We start from the raw sequence: 25,221 nt of genomic DNA on the forward strand, positions 1-25,221 counted from the left end.
GATGAGGCTGGTCTTTTTCGTGCCGGGTGTGATGGAGGCCCTGGCACGTACCGGGTCTCGCACCTGACAGATGTCGGAAATCCGTTTCTGAAAAACGCGGGACACATCACTCCATCACACTCGGTGTGAAACACTCCAGCCAACCCGCTTCAGGTCGGCGACGCCGACGTGCGCTTCGCAAAGGGCTAGGTCATGGCTGCTCTGCAGTACTACGAGGGCCATACACCGTGCCTGCCCCATCCAGTCTCCGCGTTGAGCATCAGCGTTTGTGGGTTCTGTTCCTGAACTTTCTGCCTGCATGCTAAGCAGCGCGGGTGGGCCAGTGGGGCTGGCCGAAACCGCTGGACCCGTACCCATGCCGGCCGACCTCACCAGACCAAGCGACCCCACCCCGGGGAGTAGGCGGCGTACCTATGTCTGAGGAGCGGGGCCCGGTCCGGGCTGCTCCCTGAACACTGGCCGCAGGGCTCCTCCTGTGAACCGTGGTCGGTGAGGTCACTGCCCCAGTTCGTCCCAGGTCCACGCCCGCGCAGGGGTACCGTCCAAGTCACGGCCGTAGGGCAGCAAGGAAGAGGGCATGGACCGGAGCGCACCAGCGTTCAATGCCCGATGCTCCCACCTTGCTGCCGCCTGCTCCTGACCTACCTCTCGCAACGTCTTCAACAGGTGGGTGGCGGAGTTTTCTTCAGTGGCGCCCCTGAGGATTTCGCTGGAACGACCTGGGTGGGTAGGGGCGGCTTCCACGACGGTGCGGTTGGCCAGCTCCGTCACCACCTGCTCCTCGCCCGACCGGTGCAATACCCGCAATAGGTCGGCGATGCTGTCCGGGTGGGTGAGGTCAGCCTCGGTGACAGCACGGTTGGCTAGCTCGGTTACTGCCTGCTCCTCGCCCACCTCACGCAGTACCCGCAACAGATAGCCAATACTGTCCGGGTGGGTGAGGTCAGCCTCGGTGACAGCACGGTTGGCTAGCTCGGTTACTGCTTGTTCCTGGTCCATCTCACGTAGTGCCCGCAACAGGCCAGCGGTCCTGTACGCATCGGTTGGGTCTGCCTCGACAGCGGCGCGGCTCGCCAACTCCGCCACTGCCTCCTCTTCGCCCACCAGGTACAGCATCTCTAGCAGGCGGGCCGCGCTGAACGGGTCGGTTGGGTCTGCCTCGGTAGCGGCGCGGCCTGCCAATTCCGCTACTGCTTGTTCCTGGTCCATCTCACGTAGTGCCCGCAACAGGCCAGCGGTCCTGTACGCATCGGTTGGGTCTGCCTCGACAGCGGCGCGGCTCGCCAACTCCGCTACCGCCTTCTCCTCGCCCACCTCACGCAATACCCGCAACAGATAGCCGATGTTGCCCGGTTGGATGAGGTTGGCCTCGGCGACAGCGCGGTTGGCTAACTCCGCTACCGCCTGCTCTTGGCCCGCCTCACGCAGTACCCGCAGTAGGCGGGCCGCGCTGTACGGGTCGGAGGGATCGGCCTCGGCAGTGGTGTAGCTGGCCGGCTCCGCCACCGCTTGTTCCTGGCCCGTCTCACGCAGTACCCGCAGGAGATAGTCAGGGCTATTGGGGCTGGCGTAAGTGGCTGCCCAGCAGGTGCCGTGCTGGAGGGGGTCAGTGTCCGCAGACAGCAAACGAACAAGGTCGTGTGGGGCGGTGCGGTGATGGTAGAGAACGGCGCGATGGTAGAGCCGCACCGCGTGTTGGAGGAGGCCGCGGCGCTCAGCGGCAGCGCCCAGGGTGTGCAGGGTGTCGGGGTCGGTGGAGTGCTCCAGCAGGGCCTGCCACAGGGCTGGACTGCCCACCTGTTCCATGCGCTGGCGGTGCAGGTGCTGATCGAGGTATTCGGCCGGTTCGTAGAGGACCTCGGCCCCGACATCGGACACGTGGGTGTGTAGGGCGGTCAGAGCACGGCGGATGCCGGTGTGTGTGCCGTCCGTGCGCTGGCCGGTGCATAGGGCGGACAGGGTGCTTTGGGCCCAACCTGGAGCGGTAGGGCGCTCACGGGGGTCCAGTTCGGGGATGGCGGCCTGGGCGAGCAGGGCGGCTGGGAGAGGGGCGCGGTGGCCCAATCGGCGTGCATCGACGGCGGCGGTGATCAGGGCATGTTCCAGGCGGGTGAACGGGTGTCCGGAACTGGTGGCGCTGTCGTTGTAGGCCTTGAGGAGTTCAGGGCCGCCGCTGAGGTGTTGGACCACCCGTCCTCGGTCGGCGGTCCCGGCCTGATGGGCCTCACGCATGCGCCGGTCGGTGTGGGTGAGGGCCAGCTTCCGCCATTCGGTTTGCTCATCGGGAGTAAGGCGGTCGGGGACGATGATGCGGGCAGTGACCGACCCGGTGAGCAGGGCCCGCACGTGGCTGCACGGATCAGCGGGGATACCGGTGCGGGTCAGTTCCTCCCAATGGGGGGTAGTCCACAGCGTTCCCATGGCCACGATCCCGCTCTGGCGTGTGAGCAGGTGGTGCAGGGCGGTGGCGGCCTCGGGGGCGTGGGGGCCGTAGAAGACACGCTGTGCCTCGTTCAGCCACAGCACCGCCCCTTCATCTACCCGGCCACTGGTCAGCAGATGGAGTAGGTCCTTCGGTGTTTGCGGGCGTAGCAGGGCACGGCCGGGGGCCAGATCGGTCAGGGCTTCGTACAGAGCGCGGGTCTTGCCGGTAGAGGAGTCACCGGTCACCATTACCAGCATCGAAGCATTGCCCTCCAGCGCTGGCGCCAGACGGTCACGGATAACAGCGTCGTGGGGGCGGATCAGGTAGGGGGTCAGGAACGGGGAGCCGCCCGCGTCGGGGCCGGGCAGAACCGCGTGGTGCACCTCCAAGTCTTCGGGGGTGACGCGGCCCACAGGCGCGGCGTCGTCCACGGCCGGGGTCGTCTCGGTCCCCCGGCGGGAAACAATGGTTACGTTCCGGCCCTGGATCAGGGTGCCGGAGACGACGCCGTGGACGGTGTTGGCGGTCTCGGCCGGAGGAGAAGGGCTGGTATCCACCGCAGGACCGAGGGCGGATGGTGTGTTGCTGGCGTGCGGGAGCCCGGCGGCCGTCTCCCGCAGGGCCAAGAGCGGGCCCACCTCAAGGTCGAGCGCGTCGGCAAGGTACGTCACTGTCCGCCGTGAGGGCACAGGGGCGTTGCCGGTGTCGCTGACGACCGAGTTTACTACGGTGCGGCTCAGGCTGGCTTTGTCGGCCAGGGCCTGCTGGTTCCAGTTCCTGCGATGGAAGGCGACCCGGAAGCGCTGGCGCAGCTCACCCAGGGCGGTCTCCGGATCGAGGAGGCTCACTTTACCTTCTGGATCCACACCAACTCCTGGTCCGCACAGCTGTGTGCTGATGTTTCATTGTGTCCAGTACCGACTCTGGCAGGTACCCCTTCGGTCAGATTCGATTCCACCGGCACCAACACCGAGTCGAACAGAAGGAGGAGGGCCACGTCTATGCCCACATCATGCTGCGGGTCCTGGCTCGCGTCCGGATCGTGATCGCGGCCGCGCCAGTGCGTCTAAGTCACCAGCCCATCTCCTGGTGCGACCGCTCCCGCTACCCGGCACCACTCCACGCTGCCAAACAGATGGACCTCGATCACCCGCAGTACCGCCGTTCCGCGCTTCCCGAAGAGCAGTCATCCGCAGAGAAAGAGGAAGAGTTCGAAGACTAGGTTTCCGTGGCTCGACAGGGGGTGAGCCTTCTGGTTCTGGGAGGCTGATAGCCGTGGCTCTGGGGGCGGCCCCAGAGCCACGGCACACCAGCGACTCCATCAAGACCGGTACCCAGCAGCAGGACAAAAAGTTGAGCTTCGCCTCTTGCACCTGATGGATCCCCTCACTCATGTCGGTTTCAGGCATACCATCCCCGGTAGTGGCATATCCTCCCAGGAAACAGCCGTCATGCCTCGTAGTGCGTGGGAGCGGGATGCGATTCAAGCGACGAACATTGATGCAGATTGCGGACATGATCTGCGGTAACTATCCCAACGAGTCAACTAACTTCGTCTACCGCAGCAGCTCCTTCCTCACCGAGTTCTTCGCTGACGTGGAGACCGACTACACACACGACGGATCGACACGCCAACACTGGGTCGCGGACGCTTTGGAGAAGATCCTTGCGGAACCCCACTCCGGTGTCGGAACAGTGCCGTGGACCTTCGCTCTTGTGATCCAGAGACTCATGGATCCCGAAGACGCGATCAACGAAGACTCCGAACGCCTGGGAGCGCTGACGATACTGAACGCCTCGTTAGCTCGGGAGGGGTTCGAAGCTTATTACGCATCGGACAGCCAGTGCTATCTGCGCCACGTCGCTACTAACACAACAACAGCCCCTGAACACAACCCGCATCGGCCCTTCTCTGCCGCTGAGATTGAGCGCCGAACCCAGCTCAGCGCTTACCTTGACAACGCCTCCGAAGATGAGCTGATCGAGGAGATCCTGCTACCGCTGTTTCGCCAGTTGGGCTTCCACCGGGTTACGGCCGCAGGGCACAAGGACAAGGCTCTTGAGTATGGCAAGGACGTGTGGATGAAGTTCACGCTGCCGACCCAGCACGTGCTCTACTTCGGTCTCCAGGCCAAGAAGGGCAAGCTCGACGCTTCTGGTGTCAGCCGGCGTGGCAACACCAACATCTCTGAGATCTACAACCAGACCCTGATGATGCTCAGCCACGAGATCTTCGACCCCGAGTTCGGCAAGCGTGTCCTGGTCGACCATGCCTTCATCGTTGCTGGCGGGGAGATCACCAAGCAGGCACGGAACTGGCTTGGCAACGCTCTGGACGCATCGCAGCGCAGATCCGTCATCTTCATGGACCGTAACGACATCCTCGATTTGTTCGTAGTGACCAACCTTCCTTTGCCCACGGCCGCGCTCCCAGACTCAACAAGCTGGCCAGACGAACCGCCGTTCTGATACTGGTTTGCCTCCGTCCCTGAAGCAGACTGGGAGTTGAGTTGCGGAACGGGGATATGCGCTCAACACCTGTCTGGGCGGTACACGGAACAGAACATTCTTTCAGTCTGGTCTTTAGCTCTCTACCAGCCGCGAAGTCTGTCCTGTTCCTCCTTCGCTCGCGCAGCCTCGAGTTCCTTGCCCAGCTGTTCGGCTGCCAGGGCACACACTTCGGCAGCCTCGGGCCGTCGCTCTTTCAATTTCGCGAAGAACTCAAGGTCCTCGAGAATCGCGTCTGACTCTGCGCCGATCCAGCTGCGATTGCTAAGAGCTTTAGCGATGATCTGGCTCGGAGGGACTTGTGCAGTTATGAGAGCTGGTACGAGAGCCTCGATGGTGTGGTCGCGATGGCCGGACATCGATTGGAGGAGGGCCAACCCATCCACGGCGTCTTCGGCCAGAAGTTCGGTTGCGAGCTCAGCGTCGGCACCAAGCACGTCTCCTGCGAACCCGCTGGAGATCAGCGTCTCGGTACCGAGCGTCGTGACGATCCGCCGCTTCTGATCCCGTGGGAGAGCTCGCAGCACTTCAGAGAACGACTCCACCAGTCGGCGCGCACGTGAGGAGAACCCAGGTGTTCCGGCATTCGCGATGCACCAGTCCGCGCAGAGATCGGGATCGTTTGTGACGGCGTGCTTGAGTATCTCGCCCAGGCGCCATCTCGAGTGCTGTGGCAACTGAGCGGGAACCGCCCCAACGAGCGCTACGCGCCAGGCAGGCCGGAGTTCGTCGGGCAACGCTGGACCGTGACCTCGTGCCTCCTCTCCGAAAGCAACAGCAGCAAGAGCCCGAACTGACGTGCGCTTATGCACCAGCAATGCACGCAGCATCGGAGTCACCGACTCGCGGACCCACAGCTCGCCGATGAGTGGCACATCGTCGTCGGTCAACCCGTCGATGACAGCGTGCGCCAGGTCATCCAGCTCGTCTTCCTCCTGCGTGATTGCGCGCAGAACGCTGGACCTTAGCTCGGGTATCTCGAGAGCCCCCCTGACCGAGTCGCTGATCTCAGCACCATCCGCGCGTGCCTTGGCTACCAAGGGCGCCACGAGTGGACGGACACGCACCTCGACAGCGGCTTCCAACCACGCGCCAGAATTGCTCACGTGGTCGGCGAGTACGCCTGCGAACAGGTCGCCCTCGGAGTGTCCTTGGAGCACTGAGGTTTTCTCAGCGAAGATCATTTCCACTGCCTGTTGAGGACAAGAGCCGCACGGGCGATGTCTCCGATCCGGCTCGGGCTAAGCGTGACGTACTTCAGCGTCCGCCAGCGCTCCTTGAGTTCGGCGGCGGTGCGCTCACCGAGCGCACGCACGTGCCGCAACAGCGCGTTATACATCCGTGTGTCCACGTGCAGAGCCCCTTCGCCCTGGCCCGTAGGGCGCTTGATGGGGGTGTGCACGCCGATACCGGCGCCTTGGTAGCCCTTGTCAGCCAGGGTGGGCAGGCCCTCGGCCGCTGCCTTGTACAGGGCGGGCAGGGCGTGGAGGCGGGCGGCGGTGATGTCGGGGGTGGATCCGGGCTCGACTGCGGAGACCCACAGCGGGGTGCCGTCCGGTGCGGATAGGAACTGGATGTTGCCGCCGAAGGCCTTGTGTTTTTGGCTGAACCACAGGTCGTTGCCGTTCTCGCGGACGCCCGCGAGGCGGTCGGAGGCGATCAGCGTGCCGTCCAAGACTACGCGCGCTATCCCTTCGTTGTGGCAATTGGCCAAGACTTCGTGCAGGTCGGGGGCCTGGCCGGCGAGGACGTCGATGCCTTCGTGTAGGTAGCGGTAGCTGGTGGCCTGGGAGATTCCGGCGTCACGGGCCAGGCAGTGCACACAGCCGCGCTCACGGAACCAGCGCAGCACCAGCACCGCTTGGCGGAACGGCCCGAGTGCCCGTGAGCCCTTCGGAGTGGCGATGCTTCGGCGGTGGGCGGCCAGGTGTCGGGCGAGGAACTCGACGATGTGGCGTGGGACGTCGAGGGTGGCAGAATAGGTGACCAACGTGAAGCCTCTGGTGGTTACGGACATGATCTTGTGGTGAGACCTGTCCTACCAGGGGCTTTACGTCTGCTCGCATCCAGGTGCCACTCGTCCGGCCCGGCGGGGATCCGAAAATCACCCTGCTCCGCAGAGATCATTTCGCTGAGAAAACCTCACTGAGGCTTCAACCACTAGCCTCTGATACTCAGCGACGCCTTCCACTGCGGTTAGCTCGTCCAGTTCACGAGCGAGGGATGTCTGCTGCTCCCTACGGTTGGCCATCCAAACGTCGATATCGTCGTCGGGTTCTCGCGTTCCCACAAAACGAGAGAGACGGTCGTCGCCGACTGGAAGCTCCTCTAGTGAGATAGGCCCCCTGTTCCAGCTTGATACGAGGGCGAGCCGGTTGTTGACACGAATCGGTACCGCTGGAAAGCGCGCAGCCAGCCCCCTGAGAGTGCTGAGCACCAGTTCAGCACCCCTCGCGCCGACGAGCTTGTGCTCAATAGAGACCTCGACCCTAGAGCCGGTAGCGCCCGCGGAAAGCCCAGACCACGAGTCGAAGGTTTCACAGAGTTGTGCTGCCGCACGATGCGTGATAGTCGCAGCTGCATCTCCGCGGACTCTGGAGTCGATCTCATCCCAGAGCGCTAGCAGTGATTCCATCGCCTCGGGCGCCATGACGCCACTGGACAAGGTGAAAGTGCGATGGCTAGCCGGATCGCTCCAGTTGCCCTCAACCCTGGGGTCGAACACGTAATGCGTGACCTCTGCGAATACCTGCCACCGGGCCTCGTCGGGGTTCTCGTCAAACCACTCCAGCGTGTACGTCAGGATGCGTTCACGCAGGTCATTGAAGGGCCCCAAGTCAGGGTCGAGGTAGTGCGCCATGCTCTGGATGATCCGCATCGGGTGCTCGGGATCCCGGTGTCGAGGCCGGTCATCGTCGATTGCGAGATCCAGCAGCCCGCGAGCAGCCTCGCGGGAACAGGTACGGCGGAAAGCGGCGCGCAGAACTCCCTCAGCAGCACGTCCAATCGGGTCGTATCGGACGTCACCGTAAAGAGTCTGAAGCTCACGAGGAGTCCCAAGGACAGCACGGGCGAGCAAAGCGGCACGGTCAGCCGCAGTCTCGTCGATACGGCTGTAGACCTCAACCAGGGCCAGCGGTACTTCGTCGATCTCTCTGGTCGCTATGTCGGCGAACCACGCATCCGCCAGCGCTCGCACCTCAACATCCGGAATATCAACGGCGATATCGAGGACGGTGCGGTCCAGTCGCTCGTCGCCGCGGAACCTCGTGGCGAACGAACCCCAACTCCTCCTCTTCCGAGCCCCGAAGAACATCGACGCGACGATCAGCGACCGGAGCGGAGCGAGCACCGACCAACTGTCGCCGGTCCGCTCCACGAGGCCCCCTTGGGCCGTGACCTCAAGCCAAGCGATCAAATCGGCGTAGGGAACACCGGCAGGGCCCGCGATGATCTCGATGTCCTCAAGAGTTGCTGAACCCAGCGCGGCGATGCATGCCAGTGCCTCGCTCAGTACAGCGCTGCCTGCGATGGCATTGGTGAAGCCGGCGACATGGTCAAGGAGCGACTGACCGGTCGCGAGGTCAGCGCCTGCTCCGTCCACGACCAAACGCGAGAGGATGACTGCCCAACCGGGCCGACCGTCTGATTGCTTGAGTACCAACGAGCGGGCACGGACACCATGAACTCCAAGCGCCTGGATCATCTGATCGAGTGCCGCTCTCGCTAGTTGGTCCACTACTACCCGGGTCGGATCGTTCAGCAACGCCTCGACTGGAGCCTCGCTCCCAGGCCACGTCGCGGCGACGATGGTGAAATCGAGCTGTTCCTTGCTGCGAATGCTTACCAACTGTTCGAGGAGCTTGAGTTCGAGGTGGGCGTCGTCCAGCACGACGATCGATGGGTCCATAGCGAACAGATCATCGACGAGGTAGTCACTGGCAAGACGGTCTACGAAATGCACGGTGCCTTCGAGTTCTGCGAGCAAGCGACTCTTGCCGACACCGGGCACGCCTGACAATGCGACGTCGCTCGTTGATGCAACTGCGGCGCGTAGGCCTTGGAGATCCTCCTCTCGCCCGAACAGATCGGTGGACGATGATGGCTCAGGTGCTTTCGTCGTCAGCGCTTCGAGACGACCCTTGACTCCGGTCAGCTCGACACGCAGCTCCGGGTCGCGGCGCAGGGACTCGACCAACCACTGCCTCGTGTAAAAGTGCGGCACCGGGAGCCCGTGTTTTTTGCAGTAGGTCTCGATATTGCGGCGTTTGGTGTCCGAGAGGCTGTTCGAGGTGACCATGACGATCTGGTCAACCTGGAACGTTTCGCCCGCATCCCAGAACTTCTTCCAGGTCTTATGACTGCTCTTCAGGTTGTCGAGAGAGTCACCCGTAGTCACGAGGATCCGTCCGCGAGAGTCGGGCTCGCCAGCGATGGGTGCGATGATGTCGCCGTCGCGACCCCCGTCACTTCCGCCCTCGATGCCAACCACGTTCTCGTAGTGATTCGCCATCAGTGCCACGGCACACCTCTCGAACACGGCAGCGTCGATGCCTGCGTCGAGCTTCGCTGTGATACGCGCGTTCAGACCCATGAGCTAATGTTCCCAGGTTTAAGGATGTGAGGCGTTCCCCCGATGGATGATCTTTACGTCGTGGTCCGTGATGGCCTGAGACACATCGTTGTGGACACCGATCCTCACCCGAGGCTTCTTTTGGTGGTGTGCCCAGTCGGCCTTGGCTCGAAAAAGATCATGTCCATGAAGTTCGGCGGTGGTGCTGACCTCGTGATCGACCTCGGCCTTGGCCACCACCGTGTCCAAAGCATCAGCTAGGGGCATCGCTTCTCGCTCAGGGGCCATCAGTGCAGCGATGTAGTAAGCATCTGACGGGTAACCCTCGTCCACGAAGGTGAACAGTACTCTGGAGTTCTGTGGGGCTCCGAGTGGTTTTCCACATGGCTGTGGATACCTCCCGCATCCAGTCCGGGTACTTGCTCAAGGGGGAAGGGCGGTATCCCAGTTTTCGTCCCGGTAGGTGAAGCCGTATCACGCTCTCAACTAGCCCGCACTGTCGGGGGCTGTGGGCCTACGAGTTGGGTTCCTCGGGGTGCTGAGGGTCGGGTGTCCTGGAGTTGCTGGTGGGGCTCCCCGGCGGCATGGATGTGTGCAGGTGGATGCTGATGTGACCTGCCTGCAGGACCGTGCTGGGGTCATGGACGCTGCCATGAATTACGTTGCGCGTAGTTTCGTGCCCAGGCGCATCTTTGGCCAGAGTATCGATTTTGTGTTGAGGCTGCAGAACTCTTTTTCTGCTCCACCAAATTTCTATTTGGCGATTAATGATCCGGAGGGCAAGGAAGGCGAGTCCGGAGGTGAAGATGCAGGTGGACAGTCCGGCTGCGATGGCCAAGAGGTACTTAAGGAGCTGCCTTGGGTCGAGCTGAAGGGTGCTTGGTTCCAGATTTTGGGCAGCGTCGGCTTGTGGAATTACTGACGTAATGTGAGCGACTCATTAAGTCGAACACGATGCCTTCGATTTCCTGGAACCCCTTCTCGGAGTCTGCTATGGGTCAGGAAGGACACTACATGATCTGGGTTGCAGGCGTGGACGACTCCCAAGGAGCCGTTGAAACCTGCGGGTCGGTATCGCGCAGGGTCTGCGAGAACTCCCTCCAACGTGGACGGCTCACGAGAAGCCGTTGAGAAATGGGTCGCGGCCGAAGGCGCAATCCTCGACATGTGACTTCGACGTGGACAGCTTCTGAGGAGCCGTTGAGACCCACAGCTCCCGGTTGGGTTGGGCATGCACCTCGTCCCTTCAACGTGAACGGCTCCTGAGAAGCCGTTGAGACAGCTGATCCACCTGGTCCCACTCACCGATGTTGTCCCTTCAACGTGGACGGCTCCCAAGGAGCCGTTGAGATCGTGGACGGTGGAGCTCCCGCTGGGGCTGCCGATGATCCTTCAATGTGAACGGCTCACGAAGAGCCGTTGAGACTTCCAATCCTGTCCGGCGGCGTCGCGGGTGAGGCCCCTTCAACGTGGCCGGCTTCCGGGGAGCCAGTGAGACCCGCGGGTTCGTACTGATCGACGAAGCCCAGGACATCCTTCAATGTGGACGACTCACAAGGAGTCGTTGAGACGGGTTCTTCGCGATCGGTACCCCGAGCGCGGTCGCCCTTCAACCTGGTCGACTCGCGAGGAACTGTTGAGACCCGAAGCAGCGTATCCCGACGAGGAGGGGCCAGCTATCTTCAACGCTGACGGCTCGCGAAGAGCCGTTGAGACCGGGACCAGGCCCCGGTTATACACGGTGTCGATGACCCTTCAACATGGACGGCTCCAGAGGAGCCGTTGAGATGGGTGGACGGGCAGGCCCTCCTTGTGGAGGTAGGCCCTTTAATGTGGACGGCTCACGAGGAGCCGTTGAGACGATAACTCGGTCGTCAACACCGGCGACGGCGACCTCCTTCAACGTGGACGGCTCCGAAGAAGCCGTTGAGACGTCCCTGCCGGGAGGCGCACGCGGCCGGTGTCCGCCCTTCAACGTGGACGGCTCACGAGGAGCCGTTGAGACGGTCGCGGGCAGTGTCGACAGGATGTCGTTGGTCGACCTTCAATGTGGACAGCTCCCAAGGAGCCGTTGAGGCCGCGAACCCCTCGAAGACCGTAAAGAGCAGCCAGTTCCTTCAATGTGGACGGCTCGAGAGGGGCCGTTGAGGCTGCTGGCCGCCGGACCTGACGGTCTGGACGATGTTCCTTCAACGTGGACGGCTCAAGTGGAGCCGTTGAGACGATAACGCCCCGGCGTTCGTGTCGAGCGAGCAGCTCCTTCAACGTGGACGACTCCCAAGGAGCCGTTGAGACGACCACCTGCTCACCCGGGCTCCACCCCCGAGAGACCCTTCAATGTGGACGGCTCCGAAGGAGCCGTTGAGACCGAGCTGTTCCACACCGAGATGCTCGCGAACTCACACCTTCAACGTGGACGGCTCCGAAGGAGCCGTTGAGACGAGCATGAGACCGCGGGCCAGTTCGCCGCCCGGCACCTTCAACGTGGACGGCTCCGAAGAAGCCGTTGAGACTTCCCTTCGGACACTTCAATGGTCACGTAGACCGCCCTTCAACGTGGACGGCTCGCGAGGAGCCGTTGATACTCGGTGATCTGCTCCGGTGTGACCCCGTCGATCTGCTTTCAACGTGGACGGCTCAAGGGGGGCCGTTGAGATTGGTGGTTGATCAGCCGGTAGTTGACCTCCTCCGTCTTTCTACGTAGACGGCTCAGGAGGAACTGCTGAGACCCTGTCTACATGAAAGAGTGCCCGGTGGGGCGAAACCTTGAAGGTGGACGGCTTACGTGGAGCTGTTGAGATTGGTGGTTGCGCCACAAATCGACCACGGTCACGGCGCTTCAACGTGGACGGCTCCCAAGGAGCTGTTGAGGCAAGCGAGTGCAGCAGATCGACCACGAAATGCACCCCTTCAATGTGGACGGCTTGCAAGGAGCAGTTGAGACCGGGGCGGCGTCCTCGGCCAACCCCAGCGCCTCCAGCCTTCAACGTGGACGGCTCCGAAGGAGCCGTTGAGGCAAGCCCGAGATGGTCAACATCTCCTTCACCACGGATCTTCAACGTGGACGGCTCCGAAGAAGCCGTTGAGACCATCACGATGATCCCGGGCCGCTCCCGTGTGGGGGTCCTTCAATGTGGACGACTCCCAAGGAGCGGTTGAGACTCGCGGCCGTCCTCGGCGACGATCCCGATCGAGATCCTTCAACGTGGACGACTCCCAAGGAACCGTTGAGACTGCCGGGAAGCTCTACAAGGAGATCAAGACCGACCCCCTTCAACGTGGACAGCTCCCATGGAGCCGTTGAGACCACCATCCCGGCCAGGTCCAGCACCAGCGTGGCCACCCTTCAACGCGGACGGCTCGTGAGGAGCCGTTCAGACCACGTGCCCGGTCACCAGGTTGTCCGGGTTCCTATCCCTTCAACGTGGACGACTCCCAAAGAGCCGTTGAGGCAGCATCTCCACAGGTCACCACCCCAGCAGAGGGCCCCTTCAACGTGGATGGCTCCCAAGGAGCTGTTGAGATGGGTGGACGGGCAGGCCCTCCTTGTGGAGGTAGGCCCTTTAATGTGGACGGCTCACGAAGAGCCGTTGAGACGATAACTCGGTCGTCAACACCGGCGACGGCGACCTCCTTCAACGTGGACGGCCCCGAAGAAGCCGTTGAGACATGGAGTAGAAGTCGTACTTCGACGGATCCACCTGCCTTCAACGTGGACGGCTCCGAAGGAGCCGTTGAGACCGTGGCCGACGAGGGCGGCCAGGTCCTCGTCTGGCCTTCAACGTGGACGGCTCCGAAGGAGCCGTTGAGACCGTGGCCGACGAGGGCGGCCAGGTCCTCGTCTGGCCTTCAACGTGGACGGCTCCGAAGGAGCCGTTGAGACCGGTCGCCGCGCTTGAGTGCGCGCCGGTTGCCGTACCCTCAATGCGGACGGCTCTCGAGGAGCTGTTGAGACCGTGAAACACCCCGGCTTGTTCGTCCCCCTGGACGTCGTTCAACGTGGACGGTTCTCGAGGAGCCGTTGAGACGGCGTCCAGGACGTCACCGCCCACGCGCCAGTGCGCCCTTCAACGTGGTCGGCTCCTGAGGAGCCGTTGAGACCGGGATCAGGCCCCGGTTGTACACGGTGTTGATGACCCTTCAACGTGGACGGCTCCGAAGAAGCCGTTGAGACGTCCGACAGGTGCGGGTTGAGCTGGTAGTCAGACAGCCTTCAACGTGGACGACTCCGAAGAAGCCGTTGAGACATGTCCGCGGCCGGGGTGTCGGTCGGGCCGCCGGTCCTTCAACGTGGACGGCTCCCAAGGAGCCGTTGAGACTACCGGACAGCACCAGGACGCCACACAGCGTGTCCGCCTTCAACGTGGACGACTCCCAAGGAGCCGTTGAGACCGGAGCTGGAGCTCCGAGGCGAGCCGCTGCATCTGCCTTCAACGTGGACGACTCCCAAGGAGCCGTTGAGACCGTTCGCGCGTTGTGTCCGAGGTCCCCGGCAGATTCCTTCAACGTGGACGACTCCCAAGGAGCCGTTGAGACGGCATCTGACCAGCAAATATCCATAGCAGGCCTCTGTGAGAAGACAGAAAGTCTGTCCTGGCGAGTGTTGTGTCGGTTTTCTGCTTGGGAACCTGCTGGGGTTTTCATGCGCACTGCAGGTTCGCGCGGGCCGAGTTCCGTCATCACAGATGCTTGGCGATTGTCGGATCGGCAGACTAACACCCGGTTCTGTCACACCCTGCCTCTACGGTGTTGCTTGGTGCTACCCACACCGCTGTAGGACCCCTTTCACCCCGCTGGTCACCGCCATCACTACGCAGCCCCCTTGCCTTGTTGAAGGAGACGTTGATGTCCAGTCAGTTCCTGGAGATGTTGCTGGCCGCGGTGGGGCCCGAGCGCCCTTGGGCCGGGGTGTCGGCCCAGGCCGAATACCGTCCCGCCGCAGGCGACAAGGTGTTCCCGCCCTCCTACCCCAAGGACAGGAGCCAGGAGAAGGACAACCCGCTGGCCGATGCGCCCTACCTGGCCGAGGAGCACTGGGTGGACGGCGAGCAGCGGTGGGTCGTGGTGCTGGACCAGGTGCCCAGCCAGGCCAACCGCGTCGAGACCGCCCTGCTGGAGGCCCGTGACGAGGGCCGGATCCGGCTGCCGTTGTTCGAACTCACCACCTCCACCTCGCGTGGTCCGGTGCGGATCACCTCGTTGGAGATGCCGCACCGGTTCGCTGACGCCTACCTGCGCGACAGCCAGATCGGCGGGGTGCGCTTCCCAAAAACGGAGGTGGGGCAGAAGATCCGTGCGGTCACCACGCAGGATGTGCGGGCCCTGTTCGAGTACTCGCCCGAGTCGCTGCTGTTCGGCGGCTGGGACTCCCACCGCAAGGGCCACCAGACCCGGTTCGCCCGCGCCTACTCCTCCTCCATCGTCGGCCTGGACCCGCGCCTGGGCCAGCGCCAGGGCGGGCGGATGGACCCGGTCAACCTCACCGGCGCCGTCAAGGACTCCACGAAGGACGACTGGGAGTTCATGATCCCGGGGGAGAAGAAGGCCAAGACCAAGGGCGAGAAGCTCAGCGAACGCGGCCTCGGCAACATCGCCCCCAACCCCGCCCACGGCGGGGTGTCCATCACCGGCGCCCGGCGCGCAGGATGGCTGTCGATGGCCGCTCTGGCACGGCTGCGTTTCGGTGACGCGCCGGTGGAGGCGGTGCGTCTGGCCCGGGCCACGCTGGCCGCCTTGGCGCTGGCCGGGGACCGGTTGGCGTTCGGTGGGCCCTCGGTATGGCTGCGCTCAGGGTGCGACCTGATCCACACCGGCCAGCGCCTGGTCTTCGAAGGCGAGGGCCAGGCACGTGAAGAGATCACGTTGGGGGCGGGTGAGGCGATCGAGGTCTTCCACGAACTGTGCGAGCGCACCGCCAAGGCCGGCATCACCATGTCGAAGGAGACCATCGCCCTAGACCCGGTTCCGGCACTGGCCAAGGCCATCGAGTACTCGGTGGCCAAGTCCGACGAGCCGGGGGAGTAGTCCTGTGCCGTTGGTGATGAACGTGCGGCTGTTGCAGGGCCGCTATGACGCCGCCGATGGGTGGCGCGAGAACGTAGAATGGCCCCCCGCCCCCTCCCGGCTGTTCTGCGCCCTGGTGGCCTCGGCCCCCACCGCAGAGGAACGACAAGCCCTGGTCTGGTTGGAGAACCAGGGCCCACCCCAGGTGTGGGCAGGGGGCCTGCCCGAGCGGGCGCGGTTCCGTTCGGACGGGTATGCGGTGACCAACAAGACCTCGAGCAAGGGCGGTAGTCAGTCCCTGCCCGGGCGGACCACCGCGCCGTTGACCCAGGTCTCGGGCATCCCGGACACGGACGAGTTCGCGTTCGTGTGGCCCGAGGCCGACCCACCTGCGCAGGTGGAGAAGGCGTTGGCGGAGCTGGCGTGGAAGGTGCCCTACCTGGGCCGGTCCACCAGCACCGTCGCCATCCGCGTCCACACCACCCCCGCCCCGCGGCCGGAGTGGACCCCCTACACCCCCGTGGCGTTGGGCGAGCGGGCCACGACCGCGCTGGGCGTGCCCTACCCGGGCTACCTGGAGGCTTTGGACCGGGCCTTCACCCAAGGGGACAGTGCGTGGGATGTGCGCCGCACGATCGGCTACACCACCCCCGACACCCCCACCGTGCAAGAGCCTGAGGTAGTGCGGGGCCCGTTCGGAACGATGCTGGTGTTCGCCTTCGCACGTGACGTGGTGCTGCCTGCTTCCGGTGAGCTGTTGACGTTGACCGACAAGCTCCGCGACACGGTGATGGCACGCATCGGTGAGAACATCCCCGGGCAGGTGTCCGGGCACGCCGAGACGGGCCGTCACCACGTGGGCTTTGTGGGGTTGCCCGAGGTCGGCCACCGCCACGCCCGCGGTGCCCTGCACGGCCTGGCGGTGGTGCTGCCCCACGAGGTGGACCCCGTCGCCGCTGAGGCGGTACGCCGGGCTGTGGTGGAGGAGCCGTTGACCCATCTCAACCGCGGCTACGGACCCATCTTCCCCCTCGCGCTGCAGACAGAAGGCTCCAACACCAAGGCGTTGAATCCGGCTCGCTGGAGCGCTCCTGGGACGGGCTCGCGGGTGTGGGTGAGCGCGACCCCGCTGATGCTGGACCGGTTCGTGCGCCGCAACAGCGACCCCACCGACAGCATCGCCCGCTCCGTGGTGACCGCGGGCTACCCCGCCCCCTCGCACGTGCAGGTCTCCCAGGCCCCGTTGACCCCGGGGGCGATGCTGCGCCCCCGCAAGGACACCTACCCCCCAAAGCGGCCCCGGCGTTGGGTGCTGCACGCCCGCATCGAGTTCCCCGAACCCGTGGTGGGCCCTGTCCTGGTCGGATCGATGCGCTATCTGGGTCTGGGGTTGTTCGAACCCCACCCCACAGCTCGCCCCCGCACCAAGGCCGATGACCGTGCCCGTTCGGAGGAGGTTGTCGATGTCACCGGCTGAACTGCCCACGTTCACCGCGTTCTTCAAGGCCGTACACGGACACGGCCCCTTCCCCTGGCAAGCCGCTCTCGCTGACCGGCTCCTGGCCGGTGAGGACTGGCCCGAGGCGGTGGACGTGCCCACCGGGCTGGGCAAGACCAGCCTGCTCGACATCGCCCTGTACACCGCCGCAGCCGGTGCGGTCGACCGACGTCGCCGCGTGTTCTTCATCGTCGACCGCCGCCTGGTGGTGGATGAGGCCTTTGAGCACGCCAACGTGATCGCCGGCCTACTCAACGGACACACACCAGCGGGTGTTGACCGCACCGCCGCCGACCTCGCCGTCCTGGCGGCGATTGCCGATCGGTTGCGCCAGCCCGAGGACCAGGGCCCGGTCGTGGAGGTCACGCGGATGCGGGGCGGCACCACCTGGTCCTGGCAGTGGATCCAACGCCCCGACCGCCACGCCCTGGTGGTGGGGACCGTCGACCAGATCGGCTCCCGCCTGTTCCTACGCGGCTACGGCGTCTCCGACCGGCTGCGCCCCATCGACGCGGCCCTGGTGGGCACCGACAGTCTCATCCTGGTCGATGAGGCCCACCTGGCCCAGGCCATGCTCACCAGCATCGACGCCGCCACCGTCGACCAGCCCGAGCACCGGCTCGCCCGGCCGCGTGTGGTGCAGATGTCAGCCACCGTCAAAGACGGTGCCGCCCGCCGGACCCACTCCATCGGCGAGGCCGACCACGCCCACCCGGTGGCCTCGCGCCGGTTGACCTCGCCGCGGTGGATGCACCTGGTCGAACCACACAAGGCCACCAAGAAGAACGCCTCACAGGTCATCACCGCCCAGCTCGCCTCCTGGGCCCAGGCGCTGGCCGCAGCCCAGCCCATGGCCGGCCCGGTGGTGCTGGTGGTGTGCAACACCGTCGCTCGAGCCCGAGCGGTCTTCACCGCCCTGGCCCAGGCACAGATCGCCCCCGAGCGGAGGGTGTTGTTGATCGGTCGCAGCCGCCCCGCGGACCGGCAACGCCTCATGGACACCTTCTACGACCGCATCCAGGTCAAACGCAAGCACGGTCGGGAGAGCGAGCCGCTGTACGTGGTCGCCACCCAGACGGTGGAGGTGGGCGCCAACATCGACGCCGATGTGCTGCTGAGCGAATCAGCGTCCATGACCGCCCTCATCCAACGCCTGGGACGGCTGGCCCGCACCCCCGAAACCCGCGAAACCCCCGCCACCACTGGCAGTGAGTGGGGCTGGCGTGCTCCCGCGGTCATCGTCCACGACCCTTCCGTAGAGGACGAGGACCCCGTCTACGGGGCTGCCCGCCAGGGCACCTGGCGCTTGCTGTCCCGCCTGTGCCCGCCCCTGGCCGCCACCCCCAAGCAGGCCTGCACTGTGGAGGACCTGGGTACCGGGATCGAGGTCTCACCCGCGGCCCTCAAGGAGCTGCTCGCCCAGGCCACCGGGGAAGAGCGGGCCGCCCTGCAAGAGGCGGCCAAAGCGCCGCCGGTGATGCACCCGGGGGTGATGCGGTCCTGGGAACACACCAGCCCCACCCCCGTGACCGACCCACCCGTGGCGCCGTTCCTGCACGGACTCGACACCCGCGACCCCGACGTCACCGTGCTCTGGCGCGAGGACATAGATCCCGCCACCTGCCTGGACACGACCGGGAAGGTCGCCCAGGCGGTGGTCGAGCGGCTGCGGCTGGTACCGCCCAGCAGCGACGAACAACTCCAGGTCTCCCTGACCGCTCTGCGCCGCTGGCGCAACAGCGACCACGTCGCGGCCGGCCAGATCGCCGACCTCGAAACAGGCCCGGTCCGGGACGTGGAGGAGGTGGCTGAGCAGGAGTTCGTGCTGCGCTACCGCGGCCACCGCGACCTGGAACGCATCACCCTGAACCAGGTCCGCCCAGGAGACACCGTCATCCTGCCCAGTACTTTCGGCGGATGCGACCGCTACGGATGGGCGCCCCAGCACCACACCGGGCCCGTCGTGGACGTGGCCGACCTGGCCTCACGCCGCGGCTTCCCCACCGTGCGCCTGGACCAGCGCCTGATCCACACCGTCGGCTTGGTCGAGGCGAACGATGCCAGCGCACCCGCCCAGGCCCTACGACAAGCACTCCACGAACTGCTCGCGGTCCAGGACGCCTTCGAAGAGACGGGCCGGGCCCCCGAACCAGGCGACTACCGAGCCGCTCTGGAACAGGTCAACGCACTCATCCAAGAGCAACGCCTACAGCATCCGCTGGCCACGAACCTGACCCGGCTCGCCCACGCCGCCAAGAACCGCAGCCTGCTCGTGAAAATCCTGCCCGCTGAGAGCACGGAGCCCCACACCCCCGACCCCGGGGTTGAGGTGGAACAGGAGTCGCTGCGGGGAAGGGTCGTGCTGGCCGCACGCAGGGTGCTGCGCGGCGGCGACACTGACGAGGCTTCGGCCTCCACCACCGACGAATCCGAACCGGTGTGGTTGGACGATCACCAGGACCAGGTCGCCCGCCAGGCCGCGGCCTTCGCTCGCAACATCGGCCTGCCCGGAACCGAGGTGCACGCCGTCTACCTGGCGGGCCTGTACCACGACGAGGGTAAACGCGACCCCCGCTTCCAAACGATCCTGCGCGGCGGCCTCCCCCTGCCCGCCGCGCAAGCACAGTCAGGGCAGGTGCTCGCCAAGTCACTCCAGGCCCCTACCGACCCGACCGCACGCGAGCAGGCACTGCGCACCTCGGGCTACCCGCCCGGCACACGCCATGAAGGGCTCTCCGCCCGCATCGCCCAACACCACCTGGACTCCCACGGCCTCGACGAACAGGTACGGGATCTGGTGTTGCACCTGGTGGCCTCCCACCACGGCCACTCCCGCCCCCTGCTGCCACCGGTACCCGACCCCGCACCCGTCCAGGTACCCATCCCGGGCACCGACACCACAGTGGACACCGCGGACCTGTTGGACTGGCGCTCCCCAGCCCGGTTCGCCCGCCTCAACCACACGCATGGACGGTGGAAGCTGACCTTGCTGGAAGCGGTGGTGCGCATGGCCGACATGTGGTGCTCGGCCGGACAACCGGTCACCACCACAACGCACACCCCACCCCGGCCCCACCAGCACCCCACCCCCGCCGCCACAGCGGCCGAGGCGCACACGGTGACGTTGCCGGCCCTGGACGGACGCGACCCCTTGGGCTTCCTCACCAGCCTGGGCGTGCTGCGCCTACTCCACCAACACCTCGGCCCAGGCCGAGTACGGCTCTCGTTCGACGCGTTGATGGTCACCGCGCAGATCACCAGCCCACTCGGCGACGTGGAACAGATCAGCGCTGCCCTGCACCGCATCGTCCAAGACATCCCCACGGGCGGGGCTCTCCCGCAGGTGCAGGCGGCCTGGCCACCCCAGATCGGTGTCGGCAAAGACCCCCTGCGTGTTCCCCGCCAACACTTGCAGGAGCTGCGAGACCGGGCCCGACAGCTGGGTGGTGAACACGCCCCGGCCTGGTTGCACACCATCGTCACCGACCTGGCCACCGACAACGACGGCCGCGTCGTGCTCACACCCTTCATGGCACCCGCGGGCGGGCAGAAGGCCGCCACGTTCTTTTCCAAACCCCTGGAACTGGTCCTCAAAGACCCCAAGGTCCTGCACCAGGCCCTGACGGGTTGGCAGCGTCTGGAGGGGTGCACCGGGGAGAACCTCGACCACCGAGCCATCCGCACCGCGGTGGACACCACCACCGGCGCCTCCACACCCAACGGGGTACCCGGCGCGACCTGGCTGGCCACCCAAGCCCTACCGCTGCTGCCGCTGTCCGGCGATGGCAAATACCTGCGCTCAGGCCTGTGGTACCGCCACAACCGGCAACGCATCATGCTCTGGCCCGTATGGAAACACCCCTTGGACCTGGACAGCGTCCAAGCCCTTCTCACCCACCCGAACCTGACACCTCAGCCCGCGGATCAGCCGACCCTCCGTCTGGACCGGAAGGGCCTGGCCCCGTTGGGTGTGCTCACCGTCGCCGCCGCGCACCGCCGCCCCATCCCGGGCGGAAAGTCCGCAGGCGTACTCACACCGATGCCCGTCAACCTGTTCTGAAGCGCGAACCCCAAGTGCACGCCACATCCCCGGGAGGTCCCCAACCACAAAACCGCCCAAAACGCCTAGCGTGCGTCCTGTGACGAGAGTTCTCTCGACTCCTTCAGAGGGTTCTGCCTGTTCACGCGCTGTCTCAACGTCCCTGAACGGGACGTCTACGTTGAAGGCTAGCCGTACCCCGGGGAGGAGACAGCTCCCGGGAGGGGTCTCAACGTCCCTGGTCGGGACGTCTACGTTGAAGGGCGGCCGGGATGGCGGGGTCCCGGGGCGGCGAGCCCGTCTCAACGTCCCTGACCGGGGCGTCTATGTTGAAGGACCTTGGACCCCTACGACATTGAGGGCGAGCCCGCGTCCCAACGCCCCTGACCGGGGCGTCTACGTTGAAGGATGAAGGCCGTGCGCGCTGTGACCGGGCCGATCAAGTCCCAACGTCCCTGATCGGGGCGTCTACGTTGAAGGAGGCGTCGGGGTCCTCGGGCCGGTCCGGCACACAGGTCCCAACGTCCCTGACCGGGGCGTCTACGTTGAAGGCTGCACATCCCGGCCCCCCTCGCGATCGTGGTCATGCCCCAACGTCCCTGTTCGGGACGTCTACGTTGAAGGTCGAAGGCGTCGTAATAGCGCACCTGGGAGTCGAGGTCTCAACGTCCCTGCGCGGGACGTCTACGTTGAAGGTTCGAGGCCGAGCACAAGGGCGCCGCGAACGCCTAGTCTCAACGTCCCTGAGCGGGACGTCTACGTTGAAGGGACTGCATCCTCAAGCCCGAGCGCAAGAAGCACACGGTCTCAACGTCCCTGCCCGGGACGTCTATGTTGAAGGGACATGGCCACCCCCGCCGCCCCGGACCTGGTCGCGGTCTCAACGTCCCTGTCCGGGACGTCTACGTTGAAGGGGTTGGCGCTGGCTCCGTGGGGTCACGAGCAGAATCGTCTCAACGTCCCTGAACAGGACGTCTACGTTGAAGGGAGATGATCCGGGGAATGCTCGTCGCGTCTCGTGCGAAGTCTCAACGTCCCTGCTCGGGATGTCTACGTTGAAGGCAGGCGGGCATGAAGGGTGTGCAGGCGGTCTCGGGGTCTCAGCGTCCCTGACCGGGACGTCTACGTTGAAGGCAGGACACCCGCCCCTAGCCATGGCACTACAAGCCAGTTTCAACGTTCTTGAGCGGGACGTCTACGTTGCAGAATCGCCTTCACGATGGTGGCCAACGCCGCCGCCGGATCCCAACGTCCTCAAGAGGGGCGTCTACGTTGCAGGTCGAACTGCTCGTGCGTGAAGGTCACAGCGTCCCAGGTCTCAACGCCTCCGAGTGGGGCGTCTATGTTGAAGGGCTCGCGCCGCGCTCGCGGACCTGTCCGAGAATGAAGTCTCAACGCCCTCGAACAGGGCGTCTACATTGAAGGACCCGCGCGTTCGGAATGCCAGGTCAACCTTGGTGCGTCTCAACGCCTCTAAGCGGGACTTCTACTTTGAAGGACCTTCGTCACCGAAGCGGTAGCGCCCCGCAGGGCGTCTCAACGTCCCCTCACGGGGCGTCTCCATGTTGAAGGAACTGGGTGGCGAGCATAACTCGCCCGTCTATGGGGTCTCAGCGCACTCTCATTGGGGCGTCTACGTTGAAGCTATCGGGACCACGTCTTCCAGTTCGCCGGGCTGCGTTGTCTCAACGCTCTCAGGCAGGGCGTCTACGTTGAAGGATCGACATCCTCAGACGGATCAACCGGACCCAGATGTCTCAACACCTCCGAGCGGGGCGTCTACGTTGAAGCGGCGTGGAGGCCGGGCCCGGCATGATGGCGGTCCTGGAGTCTCAACGCCCTCAGGCAGGACGTCTACGTTGAAGGGACCAGCTATCCGGGCTTGCTAAAGAGCTCGGCGCGTCTCAACGTCCCTGATCGGGGCGTCTACGTTGAAGGACCACTGATGAGAGCCTCCTCCAGCTGGCCACCAGGTCTCAACGTCCTCAAGCGGGACGTCTACGTTGAAGGGAGCACACCATCCGCTACGCGGACGAGAGCTGGCAGTCTCAACGTCCCTGACCGGGACGTCTATGTTGAAGGGCCCACCGGCCGTCGATGACCTGCGGGGGGATCAGTCTCAACGTCCATGGCCGGGACGTCTACGTTGAAGGTCGGCGCCTTTTCCGACGCTCTTGGTGAGGTAGTCGTCTCAACGTCCCTGACCGGGATGTCTACGTTGAAGGTTGCGCGAGCACGCCGCCCAGGCCGGGATCGACGAGTCTCAACGTCCCTGAACGGGACGTCTACGTTGAAGGCTCCAGGCGGTGGTGGCGTGACGAGCCGCGGGCTCCGTCTCAACGTCCCTGACCGGGATGTCTACGTTGAAGGAACGAAGCGTTCGACGCCGCCGCCCGCGCCGACATGTCTCAATGTCCCTGCTCGGGACGTCTACGTTGAAGTTGTGAGGCGCTGGCAGTACATGCCGTCCTCGGCAAGTCTCAACGTCCCTGAACGGGACGTCTACGTTGAAGGCTCGGGGCGTTCGGGCTGGAGGAGGAAGGCGGGTCGTCCCAACGTCCCTGACCGGGACGTCTACGTTGAAGGTACAGGGGCAACGTCATCAAATACGTGCTCCGCAAAGTCTCAACGTCCCTGTTCGGGACGTCTACGTTGAAGGGCTCCCGGCCTGGCGGACGACCCGCTCATGGAGGTGTCTCAACGTCGCTGCTCGGGGCGTCTACGTTGAAGGAGCAGGATGGCGCGCCAGACCTGCGCGGCTGCCTCGTCTCAACGTCCCTGTTCGGGACGTCTACGTTGAAGGCGTGCGTCCTGGGTGTGCTCGTGCGGGGCAGCCCGATGTCTCAACGTCCCTGACCGAGGCGTCTACGTTGAAGTGGGTGGGTCGCTGGTTACGGGGCTGGTCATGCCTGGTCTCAACGTCCCTGACTGGGACGCCTACGTTGAAGCCCGACGCCGCCCCACTGGTACGGCTTGCCGTGGTGGTCTCAACGTCTCTGCACGGGACGTCTGCGTTGAAGCTGGTTCCGCGAATACATCAAGCTCGACCTCGCCCGGTCTCAACGTCTCCGAGCGGGACGTCTGCGTTGAAGCTGCCGGATTATGACTATCAGGTCACCCGCGCCGCGACGTCTCAAAGCTCTTGGGGAGGGTGTCCACGTTGAAGCGCCAAGGCTGACCAACCCCTGATCCTGGTGGATTTGGCTCAAAGGCTTGGTATGTACCGTTTTTGGTGGAGCCGTGTTTCTGGATTCCAACACGGCTGGCCGGGCCTTGGCAGAGAGGGTCTCTTCCCTCAGCTGAGCCACCTCAATGAAAGCCGCTGGCGCTCTTTCCACCGCACCCCACGTACTGCTGGACCACGGCACGTATCTACTGGAGTCGCTGCCCATCGGGGCTCAGGTAGGAGCCAGGGAAGCGAGTTCCGCGCGAGATCGATCGACAGACCATGGGTAGGAAAGTTGAACTTTCTTACTCGCAGAGGCATCCTGGAGACGTGTCACCGGACGGGAAACCCGGAGCACGACCCCAAAGGAGCCCACCAGCCATGAGCGATACGAAGGCGAGACGTCGACGTGCGGTGATGCGTCGTAAGAACCAGGTCACCCTGCCCCGTGAGGTCGCCGAGGCCCTGCACATTCGTGAGGGCGACGAGGTCGAGTTCGACATCACGGAGAGCGGTCAGGTCGTGCTCAGGGGCATGACCTCGGTCCCCGCCGACCAGGCGTGGTTCTGGGACCCCGAATGGCAGCAGGGCGAGCGGGAGGCCAGTGAGCAGATCGCCGCAGGCCGGACCGAGGAGTTCGAGGACGCGGAGTCGATGTTCGACGCTCTCGAGGAAGAGGAGCGCTGAGAGCACTGGCCACGTTCGCCACCACCCCCCGCTTCCAGGCCGACTTCAAGAAGCTGCCCCGCCAGCAGGCGGAGCGCTTCCGGCGGGTGGTCACCACCGAGTTCGCACCCGACGTGGAGAAGGGGCAGTTCCGGCCGGGCTTGCGTGTCAAGGGTGTGCAGGGCGCCCCGGGGGTCTACGAGATGACCTGGGCGCCCGATGGTCGTGCCACGTGGGAGTACGGCCAGGAACGGTACCCGGGCAAGCCGCACGTGATCTGGCGCCGGGTAGGCACGCACGCCATCTTCAACCCCGGCCCGCCTTGAGCACACCGCACAACCCT

General features: G+C 64.8%; 13 protein-coding genes. 8 read left to right on the forward strand and 5 right to left on the reverse strand.

What is annotated here, in order from left to right; all coding sequences use genetic code 11:
• Positions 1 to 495 precede the first annotated feature (495 nt).
• The gene (locus NE857_RS01800; protein ID WP_254419492.1) at positions 496 to 3,273 is read right to left on the reverse strand and encodes a tetratricopeptide repeat protein; all 2,778 of its coding nucleotides are present in this window, start codon (positions 3,271 to 3,273) and stop codon (positions 496 to 498) included.
• 164 nt (positions 3,274 to 3,437) lie between these two features.
• Between NE857_RS01800 and NE857_RS34440 the strand changes: the two genes are divergently transcribed.
• Both NE857_RS34440 and NE857_RS01805 read left to right on the forward strand, forming a co-directional pair.
• Positions 3,438 to 3,647, forward strand: coding sequence for an RNaseH domain-containing protein (locus tag NE857_RS34440; RefSeq protein ID WP_363319928.1), 210 nt, complete (start codon positions 3,438 to 3,440; stop codon positions 3,645 to 3,647).
• A 254-nt stretch (positions 3,648 to 3,901) separates the two neighbouring features.
• Positions 3,902 to 4,894, forward strand: coding sequence for a hypothetical protein (locus tag NE857_RS01805; protein ID WP_254419493.1), 993 nt, complete (start codon positions 3,902 to 3,904; stop codon positions 4,892 to 4,894).
• 122 nt (positions 4,895 to 5,016) lie between these two features.
• On the opposite strand, the gene NE857_RS01810 is transcribed toward NE857_RS01805, so the two are convergent.
• The 4 genes from NE857_RS01810 to NE857_RS01825 all read right to left on the reverse strand — a co-directional run bounded on the left by NE857_RS01810 (position 5,017) and on the right by NE857_RS01825 (position 9,839).
• Positions 5,017 to 6,117: a hypothetical protein gene (locus NE857_RS01810; RefSeq protein ID WP_254419494.1), complete on the reverse strand. Its 1,101-nt coding sequence runs from the start codon at positions 6,115 to 6,117 to the stop codon at positions 5,017 to 5,019.
• The gene (locus NE857_RS01815) at positions 6,114 to 6,923 is read right to left on the reverse strand and encodes a transposase family protein (protein ID WP_184371353.1); all 810 of its coding nucleotides are present in this window, start codon (positions 6,921 to 6,923) and stop codon (positions 6,114 to 6,116) included. Before NE857_RS01815 ends, NE857_RS01810 begins: the two co-directional genes overlap by 4 nt.
• A gap of 114 nt (positions 6,924 to 7,037) precedes the next feature.
• Complete coding sequence (locus NE857_RS01820) at positions 7,038 to 9,527, reverse strand: ATP-binding protein (protein WP_254419495.1); 2,490 nt, start codon at positions 9,525 to 9,527, stop codon at positions 7,038 to 7,040.
• Positions 9,528 to 9,545: 18 nt separating this feature from the next.
• Entirely contained in the window at positions 9,546 to 9,839 is a 294-nt protein-coding gene (locus NE857_RS01825; RefSeq protein WP_254419496.1) for a hypothetical protein, read from the reverse strand.
• 265 nt (positions 9,840 to 10,104) lie between these two features.
• On the opposite strand from NE857_RS01825, the gene NE857_RS01830 reads away from it, so the two are divergent.
• From NE857_RS01830 to NE857_RS01855, 6 genes are all read left to right on the forward strand, one after another.
• Positions 10,105 to 10,428, forward strand: coding sequence for a hypothetical protein (locus tag NE857_RS01830; RefSeq protein WP_254419497.1), 324 nt, complete (start codon positions 10,105 to 10,107; stop codon positions 10,426 to 10,428).
• A gap of 3,923 nt (positions 10,429 to 14,351) precedes the next feature.
• Positions 14,352 to 15,530 carry a type I-G CRISPR-associated RAMP protein Csb1/Cas7g gene (gene cas7g, locus NE857_RS01835; RefSeq protein WP_254419498.1) on the forward strand — a complete coding sequence of 393 codons (1,179 nt, stop codon included), beginning with the start codon at positions 14,352 to 14,354 and terminating at the stop codon, positions 15,528 to 15,530.
• A gap of 4 nt (positions 15,531 to 15,534) precedes the next feature.
• Positions 15,535 to 16,986: a type I-G CRISPR-associated protein Csb2 gene (csb2, locus tag NE857_RS01840; RefSeq protein ID WP_254419499.1), complete on the forward strand. Its 1,452-nt coding sequence runs from the start codon at positions 15,535 to 15,537 to the stop codon at positions 16,984 to 16,986.
• Positions 16,973 to 21,067, forward strand: coding sequence for a type I-G CRISPR-associated helicase/endonuclease Cas3g (gene cas3g / locus NE857_RS01845; RefSeq protein ID WP_254419500.1), 4,095 nt, complete (start codon positions 16,973 to 16,975; stop codon positions 21,065 to 21,067). The genes csb2 and cas3g overlap by 14 nt, the downstream gene beginning before the upstream one ends.
• Positions 21,068 to 24,593: 3,526 nt before the next feature.
• A complete protein-coding gene (locus NE857_RS01850; protein ID WP_254419501.1) occupies positions 24,594 to 24,899 on the forward strand; it encodes an AbrB/MazE/SpoVT family DNA-binding domain-containing protein in 306 nt (101 codons plus the stop codon).
• Positions 24,900 to 24,985: 86 nt separating this feature from the next.
• A complete protein-coding gene (locus tag NE857_RS01855; RefSeq protein ID WP_254419502.1) occupies positions 24,986 to 25,204 on the forward strand; it encodes a hypothetical protein in 219 nt (72 codons plus the stop codon).
• The last annotated feature ends 17 nt before the right edge of the window (positions 25,205 to 25,221 follow it).

Origin of the sequence: Nocardiopsis exhalans (assembly GCF_024134545.1) — a bacterium.
Lineage (GTDB): Bacteria > Actinomycetota > Actinomycetes > Streptosporangiales > Streptosporangiaceae > Nocardiopsis > Nocardiopsis exhalans.

Bases quoted from the DNA above. Each gene is read 5' to 3' on its own strand.
- NE857_RS34440 (WP_363319928.1), top strand. From the start codon at position 3,438: ATGCTGCGGGTCCTGGCTCGCGTCCGGATCGTGATCGCGGCCGCGCCA.
- NE857_RS01805 (WP_254419493.1), top strand. From the start codon at position 3,902: ATGCGATTCAAGCGACGAACATTGATGCAGATTGCGGACATGATCTGC.
- NE857_RS01810 (WP_254419494.1), bottom strand. From the start codon at position 6,117: ATGATCTTCGCTGAGAAAACCTCAGTGCTCCAAGGACACTCCGAGGGC.
- NE857_RS01820 (WP_254419495.1), bottom strand. From the start codon at position 9,527: ATGGGTCTGAACGCGCGTATCACAGCGAAGCTCGACGCAGGCATCGAC.
- cas7g (WP_254419498.1), top strand. From the start codon at position 14,352: ATGTCCAGTCAGTTCCTGGAGATGTTGCTGGCCGCGGTGGGGCCCGAG.
- cas3g (WP_254419500.1), top strand. From the start codon at position 16,973: ATGTCACCGGCTGAACTGCCCACGTTCACCGCGTTCTTCAAGGCCGTA.
- NE857_RS01850 (WP_254419501.1), top strand. From the start codon at position 24,594: ATGAGCGATACGAAGGCGAGACGTCGACGTGCGGTGATGCGTCGTAAG.